This is a genomic window from Devosia lucknowensis (genome assembly GCF_900177655.1).
GTDB lineage: Bacteria > Pseudomonadota > Alphaproteobacteria > Rhizobiales > Devosiaceae > Devosia > Devosia lucknowensis.
On the sequence record NZ_FXWK01000001.1, the window covers coordinates 495,679 to 514,459 of the forward strand.

12 protein-coding genes are annotated in these 18,781 nt (G+C 64.7%); 8 read left to right on the forward strand and 4 right to left on the reverse strand.

What is annotated here, in order from left to right; genetic code table 11:
- Position 1 precedes the first annotated feature (1 nt).
- Positions 2 to 1,969: an FAD-dependent oxidoreductase gene (locus tag CCK88_RS02365; protein WP_086468938.1), complete on the reverse strand. Its 1,968-nt coding sequence runs from the start codon at positions 1,967 to 1,969 to the stop codon at positions 2 to 4.
- Entirely contained in the window at positions 1,966 to 3,042 is a 1,077-nt protein-coding gene (locus CCK88_RS02370) for a hypothetical protein (RefSeq protein WP_086468939.1), read from the reverse strand. Before CCK88_RS02370 ends, CCK88_RS02365 begins: the two co-directional genes overlap by 4 nt.
- A gap of 105 nt (positions 3,043 to 3,147) precedes the next feature.
- Between CCK88_RS02370 and ccmI the strand changes: the two genes are divergently transcribed.
- The 8 genes from ccmI to CCK88_RS02410 all read left to right on the forward strand — a co-directional run bounded on the left by ccmI (position 3,148) and on the right by CCK88_RS02410 (position 13,909).
- Entirely contained in the window at positions 3,148 to 4,260 is a 1,113-nt protein-coding gene (gene ccmI, locus CCK88_RS02375) for a c-type cytochrome biogenesis protein CcmI (RefSeq protein ID WP_140048860.1), read from the forward strand.
- Positions 4,257 to 4,730, forward strand: a complete 474-nt coding sequence (ccmE, locus tag CCK88_RS02380; protein WP_244557416.1) for a cytochrome c maturation protein CcmE — start codon at positions 4,257 to 4,259, stop codon at positions 4,728 to 4,730. Before ccmI ends, ccmE begins: the two co-directional genes overlap by 4 nt.
- 16 nt (positions 4,731 to 4,746) lie before the next feature.
- Positions 4,747 to 6,717: a heme lyase CcmF/NrfE family subunit gene (locus CCK88_RS02385; RefSeq protein ID WP_086468941.1), complete on the forward strand. Its 1,971-nt coding sequence runs from the start codon at positions 4,747 to 4,749 to the stop codon at positions 6,715 to 6,717.
- Positions 6,714 to 7,184, forward strand: a complete 471-nt coding sequence (locus CCK88_RS02390; protein ID WP_086468942.1) for a cytochrome c-type biogenesis protein — start codon at positions 6,714 to 6,716, stop codon at positions 7,182 to 7,184. The genes CCK88_RS02385 and CCK88_RS02390 overlap by 4 nt, the downstream gene beginning before the upstream one ends.
- A gap of 123 nt (positions 7,185 to 7,307) precedes the next feature.
- The gene (locus CCK88_RS02395) at positions 7,308 to 8,843 is read left to right on the forward strand and encodes a Do family serine endopeptidase (protein ID WP_086468943.1); all 1,536 of its coding nucleotides are present in this window, start codon (positions 7,308 to 7,310) and stop codon (positions 8,841 to 8,843) included.
- Positions 8,844 to 8,899: 56 nt separating this feature from the next.
- A complete protein-coding gene (locus CCK88_RS02400) occupies positions 8,900 to 9,571 on the forward strand; it encodes a response regulator transcription factor (RefSeq protein WP_086468944.1) in 672 nt (223 codons plus the stop codon).
- 3 nt (positions 9,572 to 9,574) lie between these two features.
- The gene (locus CCK88_RS02405) at positions 9,575 to 10,990 is read left to right on the forward strand and encodes a HAMP domain-containing sensor histidine kinase (protein ID WP_086468945.1); all 1,416 of its coding nucleotides are present in this window, start codon (positions 9,575 to 9,577) and stop codon (positions 10,988 to 10,990) included.
- A 45-nt stretch (positions 10,991 to 11,035) separates the two neighbouring features.
- On the forward strand, positions 11,036 to 13,909 hold the full coding sequence (locus CCK88_RS02410; protein ID WP_086468946.1) for a bifunctional [glutamine synthetase] adenylyltransferase/[glutamine synthetase]-adenylyl-L-tyrosine phosphorylase: 2,874 nt from the start codon (positions 11,036 to 11,038) through the stop codon (positions 13,907 to 13,909).
- 44 nt (positions 13,910 to 13,953) lie between these two features.
- On the opposite strand, the gene CCK88_RS02415 is transcribed toward CCK88_RS02410, so the two are convergent.
- Positions 13,954 to 15,522 (reverse strand): sensor histidine kinase, encoded by a 1,569-nt coding sequence (locus tag CCK88_RS02415; protein ID WP_170926326.1) that lies wholly within the window; start codon positions 15,520 to 15,522, stop codon positions 13,954 to 13,956.
- A gap of 281 nt (positions 15,523 to 15,803) precedes the next feature.
- The gene (gene pepN / locus CCK88_RS02420) at positions 15,804 to 18,440 is read right to left on the reverse strand and encodes an aminopeptidase N (protein ID WP_086468948.1); all 2,637 of its coding nucleotides are present in this window, start codon (positions 18,438 to 18,440) and stop codon (positions 15,804 to 15,806) included.
- Positions 18,441 to 18,781: the final 341 nt, after the last annotated feature.

Consider the following 18,781-nt stretch of genomic DNA (forward strand, 5'->3'; position numbering starts at 1 on the left):
TTCAGATTGGCTCGATACGCGCCTGAACCACGCCCTTGTCGCGCACCGTGACGGGCAGCGCGATGGCAGAGGCTGCAGCCGAGATCAGTGCGACAGTGCCCTCCGGCGTTTCCCGCAGCACCACGCCGACCGCATCGGTGGGCGTGCCGAGGTCGGAGCTGCGATAGACCAGTGCCCCGGGATCGAAACTGCGCGGCTCGCCGGGCCTGAGGCGAACCAGCCTGGCATCCGGGCCGAAGCGGCCACGCAGATAGTTCGGCACGTCGGTATCCGGACGTGTGTCGGGCAGCTCCGGTGCCACGGCTTCCTCCGCGGACGAGAGGGGCACCAGGGCCACCCGCTCCTGCGCGACGATCCCCGCGGCCTCGGGCGGGATCAGCCCGAGATCGACGCCGGCCGCCACATCGCAGACCGCCAGCGGATGCGCGGCTTCGGAAAGGGCAAAGACACCCGCCTGTCGGCGCGGGCGGAAGGGCAGGGACATGCGCCGACGCGGCGGAGCCGGGCGCAGCAGCAGACTGTCGCCACCGTCGAGATAGGACGGCGCCGCCTCGGCGTCGTCATCGGTCACCCCTGGCGTGCCGTCGGGGGTTTCATAGAGAGGGTCGATCCGGGGGTCATCCACGCGCCTGCGTTCGCGGCCGAGCAGATGGTCGATGGCGTCGGAGCCGCTTTGAATACAGCCACGGCGCGAGAAATAACCGGCGGCGCTGCCCGCCAGGACAATGGCATCAAGCGTGCCCAGAGCCTCGAGCCGCGCGTGACCCTGATGCCAATGGCTGGCGCCGCCCGCCACATGCCACAGCGTGAGGTCGGGCTGCCAGCCGCCGCAGACGAGCAGACGCTCGGCTGAGTGCGGCGTTTCCGAGCGCCTGGTGTGCACTGCAAGCGTTCCGCCGGCGCGCGCGAGAACGGCGCGCTCCGGCACCGCGTCGGTCGATTGCACCATGCCATAGGCCCGCGAGAATTCGATGAAGCGCGACGCCGGACCGGGCCGGCTATCGAAAATGCGTCCAATGGCGATGCCGGCATCGCTGGCCAGCATGGCGAGCCGATAGGCCGGGCTGCTCGACGTCGCCACCAGCGCGGACTGCCCCGCCCAGACGCCATATCGCGTCGCCAGCTCGTAGGCATCGAGCGTGGCGACTACGCCCGGCAGCCGGTTTCCTGGAAACACCGGCAGGCGCTCGAGCGATCCGGTGGCGAGAATGATGCGGGGCGCGCGAATGTCGATGACGCGTCCCTGGACCGCTCCGGACTGAGTCTCGATCCGATGCGCCCGCGCGAGCCCCGTCCGCAGCGAAAAGACCTGCGTCGAGGGCAGAACCGTGATGGCGGGCGACGCGCCTACCTCAGCTGCGAGGCGCGCGACGCTCTCCTCGGGGCTGTCCTCGCCGTCGAGCGTTCCGAAAAGGCCCGAATGGCCGCCCAGATGCGGATTGGCTTCCGCGAGGATGACCGACAGGCCGGCGCGCGCACCAGCCAGTGCGGCCGCCATGCCGGCAACGCCGGCGCCCACGACCAGCAGATCGGCATTCGGTCCATCCGATGCGCCCACGGCGCGCCACGGGCGATCGAGGGCATGCTGATCATCAAGCACCATGCCGAGCGTACGACCGGGCTGAAACAGCCGAGCCAGCCCCCCGCGGTGTTTTCCCGCAAGGGTGACGAATTCGGCGCCATCCTGGGCCGGCGTACGGGCCATCGGCAAGGCGCGCTGCGGATCGCTTGCCAGGCTCGCGTGACTGATGGCAGGGGCCGCCCGCAGCGTCAGTCCGATGGGGCTGGAGCGGTGCGTCCCCAGCGTATCGACGCCCGATGCCAGCGCTGCGCTGAGCACGGTGTCTCCTGCGAACCCGGAGATGATGCGGCCATCGAGCCGGAAACGCAGCGGTTTCTGCCGATCGATGGCGGCACCGCCAAAGCCCTTGGGCGCAGTCTCGGGGAGGCGGTTGGGCTGCGATCTCATGCCGGTTCACCCTGACGTCCAGGAGCGTATTCGTCCACCGGGGCGCCTTTGGCCACGCGGTTGACGAGGCGCGCCTCGAACCACCGCGCCTCGCTGGGCGACGCGCTCCCGGCGATCCAGCGCGCGAGCGCCGGCGCGAGGAATGCACCGATGAAGCCGAGGCCCGCGACGATATCGGCGCCTATCCCCGCCGCGCGCCCGAACGCCGGCGCGCCATCGGTCGTTGCCAGCGCCTGGAACCGCGTTTGCCCGGCCTGTTCGACCTGCTGGTCCCGACCCAGAAGCGTCTGCAGGTGCGTCGAGAACCCCGCCATGTCCCCCGGGCCAAAAGCCGCGATCCCACCTTCGGCCTGCTGGCTCAGCACCGAGGCGGTGTCGAGCTCCAGCATGAGGGACGCAGCCATCGGTTTGGTAGACGTGGTCAAGATGCTTGTGCCGTTCTGTCGCCGCAACAGGGTTGGCCACTGCCGAACGGGCAACCACGACATGATGGCATCGTCATCGGCGAGGACGGCCTGCGTGGCCCCAAATGTCTGGTCTCCCGCGACCACTTCGGCCTCGCCGTTTGCGGCGATCGCGACCTTATGCGCCGCAACCTGCCTGACCCCTTCGCGCTCGAGCCATCGCTCAAGGCCGCTTTCGAGGCTGGGGCGGTTGATCCTGATCGCGTCGCGCAGGATGATCCCCTGACGACCTTCTCCCAGAAGCGACGGCGATATGGTTTCGGCCGCAAGGCCGAAGCCCACCGCCATATTGCGGATGTGCGAAAGCGCTTCGGTATGCAGCTTTCCGCTGGCGAACATGATCGGATCCACGCGGCCGGTGGCGCCGCGGCCGCCGATACGGGAGACAAGTTTGGCCGTCTCGGGGACGCCTTGTGCAAGCATGGCCCAGCTCTCGGGCCGGGTCATTGGCGCCACGGAGAGGTCGATACCGCGCAGCAGCCGATAGCGGGCCTGACCTTGCCCCACCAGCAGCACCTTGCGGCCGTGTACATTCGCCAGCAGCCCGGCAAGCAGTTGCGCCAGCGGCGTGGCGCCGAATACCGCGAAATCGAAAGGCTGTTGCTTCATGCGGCAAATAGGCCCGCGACGAGAGGACCCTGTGGCAATGCGTCCCGATAACAGCGTCCGGTTTTGGTGGTTTTTCGCCGCATTCGGCTTATAGAGGACCATGCCTTGCCGCGTCTGGCAGACAAGCGTTTGGGGCCCATGATTTTCTGGTCGATTGCCATAGCCGTTACCGCCATTACCTGCGCCGCATTGTTTTATGCGGCGGCGGGTCGCACGGTCAACGCGGCCAAGCCTGAAATGGCTGATCCGGATGAGCATTTCCGCCTTTTGCTTCGTGGGATCGAGCTGGACGAGCAATCGGGCAAGCTCGATGCGTCGCAGGCGCTGGCCGCCAAGGGCGAACTGGCGCGCGAACTGCTCAAAAGTCGCGGTGAGTCGACGGCGCGCAAGAGCGCCGATCTGGGTCGCGCCCCGATCGCAGCAGGCCTTGCGGCCGTGGCGGCCATCAGCCTTGGCCTTTACGCTGTTATCGGCCGGCCTGACCTGCCGACCCAGCCGCTGGCGGAGCGGCCCGAACTCGTCGCACAAGCCATGGATCTCGACGACGCGATCACCCGCATCGAAGCGCGCCTCGCCGAGGCCCCCGATGACGTCAGGGGTTGGCAGGTCATCGCGCCGGCCTATGTCGAGCAGGGACGCTATGCGGAAGCAGCTAATGCCTACCGTCGGGTCATCGCCCTTTCCGGCCCTTCGGCGGAATTGCTCACCGATCTTGCCGAGACGCTGCTGCTCGAGGCCGGTGACGCCGGCTCGGACGAAGCCATGCAGCTCCTGCGGCAGGCTGCCGACCTCGACCCGGCCCATGGGCGTTCGCGGCTCTATCTCGCGGCCGAGCTGATGCGGGCCGAACAATATGATGAAGCCGCGCGCTACTGGCAGCAGGCGATCGATTTGTCCGTGGGCGACGAGGCCTGGCTTCCGGCCGCCCGACAGGGCCTCGCCGTGGCGCAGAACGACGGGGTCGACAGTTCCGCCGCCGAGCAGGCAGCGATGATCCAGGGGATGGTGTCGAGCCTCTCCGAAAGACTCTATGCCGATGGCGGCACGGTCGAGGAGTGGACACAACTGGTACGCTCCTATCTGGTGCTCAATGATCGCGCCGGTGCTCAGCAGGCTTTTGATGCCGCCGTTGCCGCTTATCCCGCCGCGTTCGATCGCGGTGAACTCGATACGCTCGCGCTGGCCGCGGGCCTGACGCTCAATGGAGATCGTCCATGACCATGCCGGCATCGACCCGCCGCAAGGGAATGACCCGCAAGCAGAAGCGTCTGGCCATCATCGCCGGCCTGGCGCTGGTCCTGGCGATCGCCACGGCGCTTGTGCTCACCGCCTTGCGCGACCAGATCGTCTTCTTCTACTCTCCGAGCGACGTGGCTGCGCGCGAGGTCGAGGCCGGCCATCCCATCCGCCTCGGTGGTCTCGTCAAGGATGGCACCTGGACGCGCGAAGGCCAGGAAAATCTCTTCACCATCACCGATGGCGGACACGAGATAGTCGCCCATTATTCAGGCATCCTTCCCGACCTGTTCCGTGAGGGGCAGGGCGTTGTTGCCGAGGGCAGCATGGGTGCCGATGGACGTTTCGAAGCCAGCACCGTGCTGGCCAAGCACGACGAGAACTATATCCCCAAGGAAGTCGTGGAGGCTTTGAAGGCGCAGGGCGAGTGGCGCCCCGAGGCCGGGCAGTGAGGGTGGAGGCTGGCGCATGAGTATCGAACTCGGCCATTTCGCACTCATCCTGGCCTTCGCCATCGCCTGTGTCTCGGCACTGGGCGGCCTGTTGCTCTGGCAGCGCGGCGAGCGGCTTGCGGCCGTGATGGCACAGGCCTCGATCCTGCAATTCGTGCTGGTGTCGGTCGCATTCCTCGCTGTCGTGCAGGCCTTTGTGTCCTCCGACTTCAGCCTGGCGCTCGCGGTCAACCATTCGCATTCCCTCAAGCCCCTGATTTTCAAGATTTCCGGCGTTTGGGGCAACCACGAAGGGTCGTTGCTGCTCTGGATCCTGATCCTAGTGCTGTTCGGCGCGCTGGTGGCCGCTTTCGGTCGCCGTTTGCCAGCCGATCTGAGCAATCTGGTGCTCGGAACACAGAGCCTGCTCACGGCAGCCTTTGCTGGATTTACGCTGATTACCTCGAACCCCTTCGAGCGCATGGTGCCGGCCCCGCTCGAGGGCAACGATCTCAATCCGATCCTCCAGGACATCGGCCTCGCCATTCACCCGCCGCTCCTTTACGCAGGCTATGTCGGCTTTTCGATCTGCTTTTCCTTCGCCATAGCGGCGCTGGTATCGGGCCGGATCGACCAGGCGTGGGCACGCTGGGTCCGGCCCTGGACCATGCTGAGCTGGATTTTCCTCACCCTCGGCATCGCGATGGGATCGTACTGGGCCTATTACGAACTGGGCTGGGGCGGTTGGTGGTTCTGGGACCCGGTGGAGAATGCCAGCTTCATGCCGTGGCTATCGGGCACCGCACTGCTCCATTCCGCGCTGGTGATGGAAAAGCGCAATGCGCTCAAGATCTGGACGATCTTCCTTGCCATCATCACCTTCTCGCTGTCGCTGCTGGGCACATTCCTGGTGCGTTCGGGCATCCTGACCTCGGTTCATACCTTCGCCAGCGACCCCACCCGCGGGCTGGTCATCCTCACCATGCTCGCCATCCTGATCGGCGGAGCTTTCCTGCTGTTTGCGATCCGTTCGCCGTCGCTACGCCAGGGCGGTCTCTTCGCGCCGATCAGCCGCGAAGGCGCGCTGATCCTCAACAACCTTTTCCTCGCAACGGCCGTTGGCGCGGTGCTGGTCGGCACGCTCTATCCTCTGCTGCTGGACGCATTGACGGGCACCACGATCTCGGTGGGCGCGCCGTTCTTCAACTTCACCTTCGGTGCCCTGATGGCGCCCTTGTTGCTGGTCCTGCCCTTTGGCCCGCTGCTGGCCTGGAAACGGGCGGACCTCGTGGCAGCCGGCCAGCGCCTGATGGGTTTTGCCGCTCTTGCCGTATTTCTGGCGATCCTGATTTCCGCGCTTGGCGGCGTCTCCATCTCCATGGTGCCGATCGGCCTCCTGCTCGGCTTCTGGGTGACCTTCGGCTCGATCGCCGAACTGATCGAACGCAGCCGCCTTGGACGCATTCCGCTGGGCGAAAGCTTCCGGCGTCTGGCAGGTCTCTCGCGCTCGATCTGGTCAACCGCGATCGGCCATATGGGACTGGGGTTGACGGTTCTCGGGATCGTCGCGGTGTCGGCGTGGGAAACCGAGCTGGTGACGACGCTCAACCCCGGCGAGACGGCCGAACTGGCGGGCTACGTCATTCATTTTGATGACTTCGAGCAGCTTCCGGGCGCCAACTACATGGCCGATACCGGCAATTTCACCGTGACCGCACCCGACGGCAGCACGGCGCGGCTCCATGCCGAGCGTCGGACCTATGTGGCGAGCGGCATGCCGACAACCGAGGCCGCGATCCAGACCTACGGCTTCTCGCAGCTTTACCTGCAACTGGGTGAGCCCTTGCAGGACACCCATGTTATCCGCCTGTGGCACAAGCCTTACATTCTCCTGATCTGGATTGGCGCGCTGGTGATGTCCGGGGCAGGAGTATTGTCCCTGACCGACCGGCGCCTCCGCATCGGTGCGCCGCAGCGCGCTCGCAAGGCCAGCGAGACGGCGGCATGACCAGGCTCCGTCCCCTCATTCTGTGCGTTCTGCTGCTCCTGTCGCCTGTCGCCCTGGCCGTCGGGCCCGACGAAGTGCTGCCTGACGCCGCACTCGAGCAGCGGGCCCGCGATATTTCCGCAGGCCTGCGATGCCTCGTCTGCCAGAACCAGTCTATCGACGACAGCGATGCCGAACTGGCCCGCGACCTCCGTATCCTCGTGCGCGAGCGCCTCGTTGCCGGGGACAGCAATGCCGAGGTGGAGCAGTATCTCGTCGACCGTTACGGCGAATACGTGCTGCTCAACCCAAGGCTGAATTCGCATACCGTCCTGCTCTGGGTGGCTGCGCCCGCGCTGCTGATCCTGGGCCTGGTCGCTCTGTTCGTGGCACGGCGCAGGTCGGCAGGCACCAACGTTTCGACGGGCCTATCCAGCGAGGAACAGGCCGCGCTCGACACGCTCGAAAGCGGCCGTCCGCGCGACTGAGACGCCACAATCCCGCCAGCAACATTGCCAAAGCTTAATGTGCGCGCAACTTCATAGAAAGGCGCGCCGTTCCATATGTATCCCCACAAGCTGTTGAGAGCTTTTCGAAGGAGATACGTTCCCATGCGTTCGACTGTTCTTTCGCGCACCCGTCGCTGGTTGGGCGCTTCGGCACTTGCCCTGATGGTCGGTGTCGGCGGCGTTTCCACCGCCTTTGTGCTGACCGGCCAGGCCGCCAATGCCCAGGTCCAGAATGCCGCGCAGATCGTGGTCCCGCAGGCCACCGTGCAGCAGGGTTTTGCCGACCTCGTCGAGGCCGTGAAGCCCGCCGTCGTGTCCATCCTGGTCGAGGCCGAGGCGCCGAGCCGCCAGGTCCAGAGCGGTGGCCGCAATTTCGAGTTCAATTTCCCGGATCTTCCGGAAGACCATCCCTTCCGTGACTTCTTCGACCAGTTCGGTCCCGGCGGACAGGGTGGCCCTGGTGGCCCCGGAGGCCCCGGCGGCCAGGAACGTCCACGCCACTTCATGGCGGCTGGTTCCGGCTTCATCATCTCCGCTGACGGCTATGTGGTGACCAATAACCACGTGGTCGAGGATGCCACCAAGGTGACCGTGGTGTTCGACGACGGCTCCGAGCACGTTGCCGAAGTGGTCGGCACCGATGAGCGCACCGACCTCGCCGTTCTCAAGATCGAAGGCGAAGACCTCCCCTTCGTGACGTTTGAGGAACAGGCGAGCCGCGTGGGTGACTGGGTCGTTGCCGTGGGTAACCCGTTCGGCCTCGGCGGTACCGTGACTGTCGGCGTCATCTCGGGCGCCGGTCGCGACATCGGCGGCTCGAACTATGGCGACTTCCTGCAGATCGACGCTGCCGTCAACACCGGCAACTCGGGCGGCCCGGCCTTCAATACCAATGGTGAAGTCGTCGGCGTCAACACCGCCATCTACTCGCCCAACGGCGGCAATGTCGGTATCGCCTTCGCCATCCCGGCCCACACGGTCAAGCAGATCGTCAACCAGCTCATCAACGATGGCACCGTGACTCGCGGCTATCTGGGCGTGTCGATCCAGGACGTCAGCAAGGACATCGCCGACAGCGTCGGCCTGCCCAGCGCCCGCGGTGCGATCGTACGCGAGCCGACCGAGGATGGCCCTGCCGGCGCCGCTGGCGTCAAGTCGGGTGACATCATCACCAAGGTGGATGGCGACGACATCAGCGATGCTCTGGATCTGAGCCGGACCATCGCCAGCAAGGCTCCGGATTCCACGGTGGAGCTGACCATCTGGCGCGATGGCGCCGAGACCACTGTCTCGGTCAAGCTCCAGCAGCTCGACGAAACTGCCGCCGCGCAGAACCCGGATCAGCCGGTGCCGCCAGTTCCGGTTCCCGAATCCGCGACCAGCCTGGGCATGACCCTCGTCCCCAATGGTGACGGCTCGGGTGGCCTCCTGATCCAGAACGTCGACCAGGACAGCACGGCCGCCCAGCGCGGCATCTCGACGGGCGACGTGATCCAGGAAGTCGACAACCAGGCCGTGACCACGCCCGGCGAGTTCGACCAGGCTATTGCCGGCGTCAAGGAAAAGGGTCTCAATACCGCCCTGATCAAGATCGCCCGCGACGGTGAAGCCCGCTTCATCGGCCTGCCGATCGAGTAACACGATCCGGCCCCGGGACCTGCTCCCGGGGCCACTCTTGTATCCGGAGCGTCCCGTTGAAAATCCTGCTGATCGAAGATGACCGCGAAGCGGCGAGCTATCTCGTCCAGGCCCTCGATGAAGCCGGACATGTAACGCACCATGCCGCCGACGGCGAAACCGGCTACGCCATGGCATCCGGCATGGACTATGACGTTCTCATCGTCGATCGCATGCTCCCCCGGCGCGACGGCCTCTCCATCGTCGAGAGCCTGCGAGCCGAGGACGACCAGACGCCGGTGCTGATCCTTTCTGCGCTCGGTGAAGTCGATGACCGTGTCACCGGTCTGCGTGCAGGGGGCGACGATTATCTCACCAAGCCCTACGCCTTCACCGAACTCCTCGCCCGCGTCGAAGTCCTTGCCCGCCGCTCGAGCCCGTCCGAGGCCGCGACCAGCTACGCCGTCGGCGGCCTGACGCTCGACCGCCTCAGCCGCAAGGTCGAGCGCGATGGCGAAAGCATCCTGCTGCAGCCGCGCGAATTCCGCCTGCTCGAATACCTCATGAAAAATGCCGGCAAGGTCGTGACCCGCACCATGCTGCTTGAGAACGTCTGGGACTACCATTTCGACCCGCAGACCAATGTCATCGACGTGCACATGTCGCGGCTGCGCTCCAAGATCGATAAGGGCCATGCCAATCCGCTGCTGCACACCGTGCGCGGCGCCGGCTATATGATCCGGGAGTAGGCCGTGAGCCGATTTGCCCAGGTCTGGCGGACGTCGACGGTTCGCCTCACCGCCACCTTCATTGCCATCTTCATCATCTTCGCCATTCTGCTGATGGCGTTTATCGGCTGGCAGTCGAGCGTGCAGATCCAGCGCCAGCAGGCCGACGATATCGATCGCGAAATCCGGCAGTTCCAGCGCATCGAGGCAATGCAGGGCATCAGGGCCCTGGCTTTCGCGGTGAACCGCCTGTCATCGCAACCCGGTCCGGGCATCTACTACCTCGGCGATGCCTCCGGCCTCTATCTTCTGGGCAATGTCACCGACGTGCCGGTCGAGGTCGTGATCAATCCCGGCGTCTATAGTTTCGACTACGAGCGGCCCAATCCGCTGGGCGACGGCCCGGGCGACGACTTGCGCCCGCCGCGCCAGCGCGAAGGCGTGGCGGTGGTGCGGTCCGTCGAGTTGGCCAATGGCATGCGTCTCGTGGTCGGCCGCGACGTCGTGGAGCGCCGGGGATATTCGGCAATCATCCTCCAGAGTTTTCTTGTCGGCGTTGTCGGCATCATCCTGTTCTCGCTGATCGCAGGGGGCATCACCGCGCGACGCGTGCTCAAGCGCATCGACACGATCCAGCAGACCTCCAGCAAGATCATGTCCGGCAACCTCAGCGAGCGCGTCCCGGTGACCCGCCGCAACGACGAATTCGACCAGGTGGCCATCAACCTCAATGCCATGCTCGACCGGATCGAGCAGCTGCTGCAGGGGCTCAAGGAGGTCACCGACAATGTCGCACATGACCTCAAAACGCCGTTGACGCGGCTGCGAAACCAGGCCGAGGGCGCGCTGCGCGATACCGCAAGCGTCGAGGATCGCGAGAAGGCGCTGGAAGCGGTGATCGTCGAGAGCGATCGCCTCATCAAGACTTTCAACGCTCTGCTGATGATCGCACGGGCCGAGGCCGGTGCACCCTCGGGCGCGCTGTCCGACATCAACGTCAGCGACATCGTCGCCGACGTCGCCGAACTTTATGGCCCAGTCGCGGAAGACGAGGGTATCGCCGTTGAAACTCGTATCGAGCCCAATGTCATGCTCAAGGCCAACCGCGAACTGGTTGGCCAAGCCATGGTCAACCTGCTGGAAAATGCAGTGAAATACGCCAAGCCCGACGGCGACACGCCCGGCAAGATCAGCGTCGAACTGCGCCGCGATGCGGGGCAGGTGACGATCTGCGTTGCCGACAATGGTCCCGGCATCCCTGAAGCCGACCGACGGCGGGTGCTGGAGCGCTTCGTCCGCCTCGAAAAGAGTCGCTCAGAACCTGGCTCCGGTCTCGGCCTGTCGCTCGTCAATGCCGTCGCCGGACTGCACGGTGGCACGTTGAGCATCGAAGACAACCAACCCGGTGTGAAGGCGGTTATCGTGCTGCCTGCCGCCTAGGCGCGGCATCTTGCAGGGGCGCGGAGCGCACGCTATGGCTCGAAAATGAGCATCACCCTCGCGCCGCTGCCGCCCGCCGATCATCCCCAATTCGATGCCATGTTGGCAGAGGCGGGTTTTCCCGACGTTTTGCGCAGGGCTGAGCCGCTGCTGGGGCCGCTGCTCGAGGCCGCGCCCTACCTCATGGATATCACGCGCACTCATGCTGCTTGGCTGAGCAAGGCACTGGATACGGGCCCCGATGCTGCATTTTCGGCGCTGATCGCCGAGGTGGCCGAAGCTGGGAGCAGCGCCGAGGAAAACGAAGTGGCGCTCGTTCTGCGACAGGCCAAGGGTCGCACGGCGCTGCTGGCGGCAGTGGCGGAAACTGGACGCGCCTGGACGACCGAAAGGGCGACCGAGGCGTTGTCCGACCTGGCGGACGCGGCCCTTGATGCGGCCATGGACCTGCTGATGCGACAGGCCCATGAAAAGGGCCAGCTGGTCCTTTCGCGCGAAGAAGCGACGGCGGCGAATTCCGGGCTCGCCATCTTTGCTCTTGGCAAGCACGGTGGCCGTGAGCTCAACTATTCTTCCGACATCGACATCGTCGCCTTCTTCGATCCGCAAAAGCCGGTGCTGGCGGATCCGTCGGAGGCGACCAAGATTTATTCGCGCATGGTCCAGAAGCTGGTCGGTCTGATGGAGGACCGGCAGGTGGGCGGATACGTGTTCCGCACCGACCTGCGACTGCGTCCCGATCCCGGATCGACCCCGGTAGCGATCTCGTTCGATGCGGCGCTCGCCTATTACGAGGTACGCGGCCAGAACTGGGAGCGTGCCGCGTGGATCAAGGCGCGACCCTGCGCCGGCGACAAGCAAGTGGGCGAGGCCTTCATCAAGGACCTTGCGCCCTATGTCTGGCGCAAGCATCTGGACTTTGCCACGATTGCCGATATCCAGGCGATGAAGCGCCAGATCAACGTCTCCAAGAAGGTCGGCGACATTCGCGTCGAGGGACACAATGTGAAACTCGGTCGCGGAGGAATTCGAGAGATCGAATTCTTTGCCCAGACCCAGCAATTGATCGCCGGCGGTCGCGACAAGGCCCTGCGGGTCAGACCCACGTCGCACGCTCTTGCCGCTCTCGCCACAGCCAACTGGATCAGCGACAAGGCTGCCCGCGAACTGACCGAAACCTACTGGTTTCTCCGGGCCGTCGAGAACCGGCTGCAAATGCTGCGCGACGAGCAGACCCACATCATGCCCGATACGGCCGAAGATGTGGCGGTCATCGGCCGGTTGATGGGTGAAACGGATCTCCATGCCTTCGAGAAGGCCTACCGCGCCGCCCTCGAACGCGTCGCGCGCTACTATGCCGAACTCTTCACCGAAGGCGAAACGCTGGGTTCAGGCGAGGGCAATCTCGTCTTCACGGGCAGTGACGACGATCCCGGAACGCTGGAAACGCTGACGTCGATGGGTTTCACCGACCCGTCCAAGGCCATCGAGACCGTGCGCAAGTGGCACTATGGTTCCTACGCCGCCACCCGCACGTCCGCAGCGCGTGCCCATCTGACCGAACTGCTGCCGGCGCTTCTGCTGACATTCGGGCGGGCCGGAAACGCCGATGCGGCCATGGCTCATTTCGATGATTTTCTGTCGCGGCTCCCCGGCGGCGTCCAATTGTTCGCCCTGCTGCGCAATCATGAACAGCTCCGCACGCTTCTCGTGCAGTTCATGGCCTCCGCCCCCCGCATGTCCGAAGCGGTCATCCACCGCGCCCATGTCATGGACGGGCTGATCGACCCGGCCTTTGCCAACGACGTCACCCATCGCGATGTGCTGGTCGCCAAGGTCGATGCTTTTCTCGCCGACGCCCGCTCCTACGAAGAACTGATCGATCGCGCGCGCATCATCGGGCAGGAACAGAAGTTCCTGGTGGCTGCCGGCCTGCTGTCCGGCACGGTGAGTGCGCAGGGCGCTGGGGAGCAGTTCACCGCATTGGCCGAAACACTGCTCAATCGGCTGTTTGCCAAGGTTCGGGAAGAGTTCGCCACCCGTCACGGCCGCATCGCCGGCTCTGAGATCGCGCTTCTGGCCTTCGGCAAGATGGCGAGCCGCGAAATGACCTACACGTCGGACCTTGATTTCATCCTTTTATACGATGCGCCCGACGTTGAATCCGATGGGGATAGACCGCTCTCGACGGCACACTATTTCGCCCGGCTGACCCAGCGCCTGGTCGCTGCCGTCTCGGCCCCTACGGCCGAAGGCGTGCTCTACGAGGCTGACATGCGGCTTCGCCCTTCGGGAAATTCCGGCCCGCTGGCGACCAGCCTTTCCGGATTCCGGGCTTACCACAAGGACAATGCGTGGACTTGGGAACATCTCGCACTCAGCCGCGCGCGCGTCATCGCTGCCACAGGCAATCTCGGGGCACAGGTCGATGATGCCATCGCAGAGGTCATGGAGCGCCCGCGCGATCGGGCCAAGACCATCGAGGATGTCGTTTCGATGCGCGCCTTGATGGCGCGCGAACGCAAGCCCCGCCATGCCTTCGATCTCAAGCTTGCTTCAGGTGGGCTTGTCGATCTCGAATTCATCGCGCAGTCGGCGCAGCTCGTGGCAGGAGCGCGGATTGGTGTTCCGCAGGCACCGACAGCGCGGGTGCTCGCCCGGCTCGGAGAGGTCGGCCTCGTTCCGGCGGGTGAACGGTTGGCGGCAATACACGGCGTCTACGCCACCGTGTTGCAGGTTATGAGTTCGGCGCTGGTCAGCCCGTTCAAGGAAGAGGCCTGGACCCCGGCATTCAAGGACCTGCTGGCCCACCTCGCCAATTATCCCGACTTTGCGCGGCTGGAGGCAGACGTGCAGGAGATGCGGGCTGAAGTCGCCAGTGCCGCAGAGGCCTGGTATGCGCAGGCGCCAGCTCTCTAGCCCATCGATCCGGCCGGAGCTTGGCCAGGCCTGATCCTTGGCCCTCAGGCCGCGATCAGGCCGGCGGCAGCAGGATCGGTTGGCAGGGAGATGGCGACGGTCGTCCCGAGAGCAGGGCTGGAATCGATGGCCATGCGGCCGCCGCTGAGCTCCGCAATGGCCCGCGCGATTGAAATGCCGAGCCCGGGGCCAGCGCCTTCGCGGGTGAAAGTGGCGTCGCCCAGCGCGAACGGCTGGCTCAGGGTGGCGAGGCGTTCCTCGCTCATGCCGACGCCGGTATCGCTGATCTCGATGACCACACCATCCTCGGCCGCGAAACCGGCCAGCGTGACCCGACCGCCGGGACGGGTGAAACGCATGGCGTTGTCCATGATATTGCCGACCATGCGGATCAGCGCCAGCCGATCACCGCGCAGGACCGCGCCGGTCAGCGGACCAACATCAAGAGCGATGCCAGCGCGCTGCGCCTGACCAAGGAAGCGCTGGGTGACGGCAGCAAGGACTTCGTCCAGCAGCACCGGATCATTCCGCAAAGGCTTGGTTCCGTTCTCCAATTCAGTGAGATCGAGAATGGCGCCGAAGGAAGCCAGCAGGTGTTCGCCCGAGCTCTTGATCGTGTGGATGTAGTCCGTGTAACGGTCGTCGCCCAATGGCCCATACGTCTGGTGCTGCATGAGGTCCGCAAAGCCGATGATGTGATTGAGCGGCGTCCGGATGTCGTGGCTGAGATGAGCGAGGAAGTTGGTCTTGGCGCGGCTGGCGGCCTCTGCCTTCAGCTTCTCCTCATGGTACCGCCGTGCCAGCAGGCGCTGCTCGTCCCTGATGGCGCTGAGCAGGGCATCCGTCCGTTTGGTCTCGGTGATGTCTGACACCAGGGTCATGAAGTCGCCGTCGCCGAGGGGACGCTCGTCGATCTGCAGGCAGGTACCATCCTCGCAATGAAGTTCCAGGATGCGCAGGTTGTCATCCTCGCGGATCAGCTTCATGTAGCCGCCCGCGATCAGGCGCCCGACGGCCTGATGGTAGGTCAGGCGCGTGTCTTCGAGATTGAGACGGCGTCGATATTGATCATTGCAGACAATGAGTTGGCCGGTGCCGGTCCAGCATGCAAGGCCCATGGGGATGGCAGCGGCCAACTGCATGTAGTTTTCCCGCCGCGCCGGATCGGGCATTCCATCCCGGCGGCGGCGCGAGGTGGCGAGCGTCAGGAGACCGGCGAGGGCGAAGGCGGCGGCGCCGCGCCCGGCAATGCCGGCCAGCGCTGCATCGGGCTCGGCGTTCCACGCGACGGTCGGCGTGCTGCCACCCGCCAGGCTGGCCTCGGCCCGGCCGCCGAGCAGAGGGTCTGCCGATGCCAGAGCGAGCAGGGACTCATCCTTTGCGCGCTCAGCAAGGAATTGAATTTGTTGTTGAAATCCGACCAGTGCCTGGATCGCGTCGTAAGCGACGAACAGGCTCGCGGCGAGGAAGGCGGTGCCGGCGACGGCGGCGGTGGTGCGCGAAAAGTGCCAGGCGCTGGCGGATGGCTTCTGCGGGCGACGGCTCTGTCTTTGATCTCTTTGGCCGACGCGGAATCCGAGTGCGCCGGCGCCGGAAACTTCCGACGACCGCATGAAATTCTCCATCCTTGAAAAGGGTTTAGCCCCAAGCCGAACTTGCCCTTAACAAGGTATGAATCAGGTCGATGGTGATTGTCCAGAGTGCCCCGGAGGCCGATTCTGGACCAAACGGAAAAAGCGGAGTCGGCTGAATCACTTAGCGGTGAAGAAAAATTCTTCCAACTTTTTGCGCTGAATTTCGCGCGTCCGCAGCAATTCGTTAGCACATCGCTAGCGTTTGCGGGTCCCGTCGGCGTGGATCGGGGGACAAACACGTCCGCCCCCCGAAAGATGCCTCACCCGGCGATGATCCGGTCGAGGATTTCACTCACATTGCGGCTGAGCGTGTGCTGCTCCTTGAGCGCCCGGAGCGCGTCAAGACCGACATCGCGACGCCGGGTCTCGAGCGTGGGCAGGATGCGGAAGCCGGTCAGGATGCGCGAGGCGACCTGCGGGTTGACCTTGTCGATCTCGGCGACCGCCTCGGTGACGAAACGGAAGCCCAGGCCGTCGGCTCGGGCGAACTGCACCGGATTGGCCATGACGAAGCTGCCCAGAAGCGACCGCAGGCGGTTGGGGTTGGTCCTGGGGAAATCCGGCGCGGTAAGTGTGGCGCGCATCCGCTCGATGGCACCATCATCCGGAGCCTGGGCCGACGCCGTGAGCCATTTGTCAAAGACCAGCGGATCACCGGCGAAGCGGGTCCGGAAATCGCCGAGAAGGGCAGGGGCTCCTGCGGTCCAGTTGCGCGCCGATATGGCCATCGCGGCATAGCGATCGGTCATGTTGGTGGCATTGTCGTACTGGCGGCTCGCCAGATCCGATCCGCGATCCGATCCTGTGGTCAAAAGGTTCAGCAGACCATTGCGCAGCGAGCGCTGGCCGGCCTGTCGGGCATCGGGGCTATAGGGCGCCGTGACCTCAAGGCCGCGATAGATGCTCTCTAGCTTCTCGGCGACCGGACCGACAAGGGCGCGCACGAGATCGGCGCGTGCCCTGGCAATGGCATCCGGATCGACGTTCTTGCCGATATGGCGGCCAATGACCGGTTCGGTCGGTATGTCGATGACCTGGGCCTTGAAGGCGTCATCGAGCTCCGGGTTGTCGAGCGTGTCGACCAGCGCCTGACGCAGGGCGTCGACTTCGGTACCGGACCATGCGGTGCCGGTCGCGGCATTGGCGATAAGGGTCGTCGTGGCGGTCTGCAGGGCGTCCCAGCGGTTGAACGGGTCACTGTCGTGCCGCGCGAGGAACAGGAGCTCCTCCTGCCCCAGGTTGGAGGCGATCTTGACCGGCGCCGAGAAGCCACGGAACAGCGACGGAACCGGCTTGTTGGCGACACCGGTGAAGGTCAGCGTCACGCTGTCCCTGTCGAGGAGGATCAGATCATCCTCGACCGCGCCGCCGGACACCGAACCAAAACCCATCGGGCTGCCATTTGGGCCGATGAGGCCGAAGCGAACCGGGATCAGTAATGGCTTCTTGGTCGGCTCGCCCGGGGTCGGCTCCACCTTCTGCGTGAGCGTGAGCGTATAGGTCTGGCTGGCAGGATCGTAGCTGTCGGTAACGCCGACCTGCGGCGTGCCGGCCTGGAGATACCATGTCGCGAACTGGGAAAGGTCACGGCCGCTCGCATCCTCGAACACCTTGATGAAGGCTTCGATCGTGGTCGCCTCGCCGTCATGGCGCTCGAAATAGAGGTCCATGGCCTTGCGGAAACCGGCCTCGCCCAGGAGGGTGGCCAGCATGCGGACGATCTCGGCGCCCTTTTCGTAGACTGTGGTCGTGTAGAAGTTGTTGATCTCGCGGAAGCTGTCGGGCCGCGGCGGGTGGGCGAGTGGACCGCCATCCTCGGGGAATTGCGACGTGCGCAGGTTCTGCACGTCATGAATGCGCTGCACGGGCCGGCTGCGCTCGTCCGAGGTGAATTCCTGATCGCGGAAGACCGTCAGGCCCTCCTTGAGGCAAAGCTGGAACCAGTCGCGGCAGGTGATCCGGTTGCCGGTCCAGTTGTGGAAGTATTCGTGCGCGATGACGCGCTCGATGGAATGGTAGTTGGCATCGGTCGCGGTCTCAGGCTGGGCGAAGACCAGCTTGTCGTTGAAGATGTTGAGACCCTTGTTCTCCATCGCGCCGAAATTGAAATCGGAGACGGCGACGATGTTGAAGACGTCGAGATCATATTCGCGGCCGAAGCGACGTTCGTCCCAGGCCATGGAGCGCTTGAGGCTGTCCATGGCGTAGTGGCATTCGTTTTCCTTGCCGTGGGTGCAATAGATGCCCAGCGATACCTTGCGGCCGCTCATCGTGGTGAAGCTGTCCGAGATCGAGCCGAGGTCGCCGGCGACCAGCGCGAACAGATAGGCGGGCTTGAGGAACGGATCTTCCCACACGGCATAATGCATGCCGTCGCCCAAGTCGCCCTGGTCCACGAGGTTGCCGTTGGCCAGCAGCACCGGCGCCAGCGCCTTCGGCGCGCTCATGCGGACCTTGAACGGGGCCAATACGTCAGGGCGGTCGAGATAGTAGGTGATGCGACGAAAGCCTTCCGGCTCGCACTGCGTGCACCAGGTGCCGCTCGAGCGATAAAGGCCCATGAGCTTGGTGTTGGCAGCCGGATTGAGCGTGACTTCGGTTTCGAGCACAAAGCGCCGATGCGGCGGCTCGACCAGCGTCAGTGCATTGGCATCGCTGACATAGGCCGAAAGCACCAGCGGCGCGCCGTCCACGGCGACGGAATCGAGCTTGAGCTCATCGCCATTGAGCACAAGTGGCGTGCCGGGCGGCGTCTGTTCGCGCGGCTCAATGGTCAACTGTGCCCGGACGCGCGTCGTGTCTTCGAGAATCTTGAAATCGAGGTCTACTGACACGATCCGATAGGGTGTCGGTGCATAGTCCTTGAGGTAGATGGTTTGTTCGGTCTCGGTACGCATGCCGCAGTCCAGTCGTTTTCTGGTCCGTACAACAGATGCCGGACGCTGGTTTTTACCAGGGCCACGTTCCTTGCGTGAACCGTGCCCTTTTTCGTCAACACCCGGCTCGACCGGGCGGTCCCCTCGTCACCTCGCCATCGCGAGGATGGACAGGTCAAGCCGAGCGACTGCCAAGTGCATGGAGTTCATGGAATTTGCCCAGGATAAACAAATACCGCACCAATCCATCCCGCCTGTGTCTGTCCGGTGACAGTAGACTCGTCGCTCTCGTGTATCCTACGCGGCTCTCGGCTGCATAGCATGTCTCTTTGACGTCAACTGGACGTCATACCGGAGGAGAC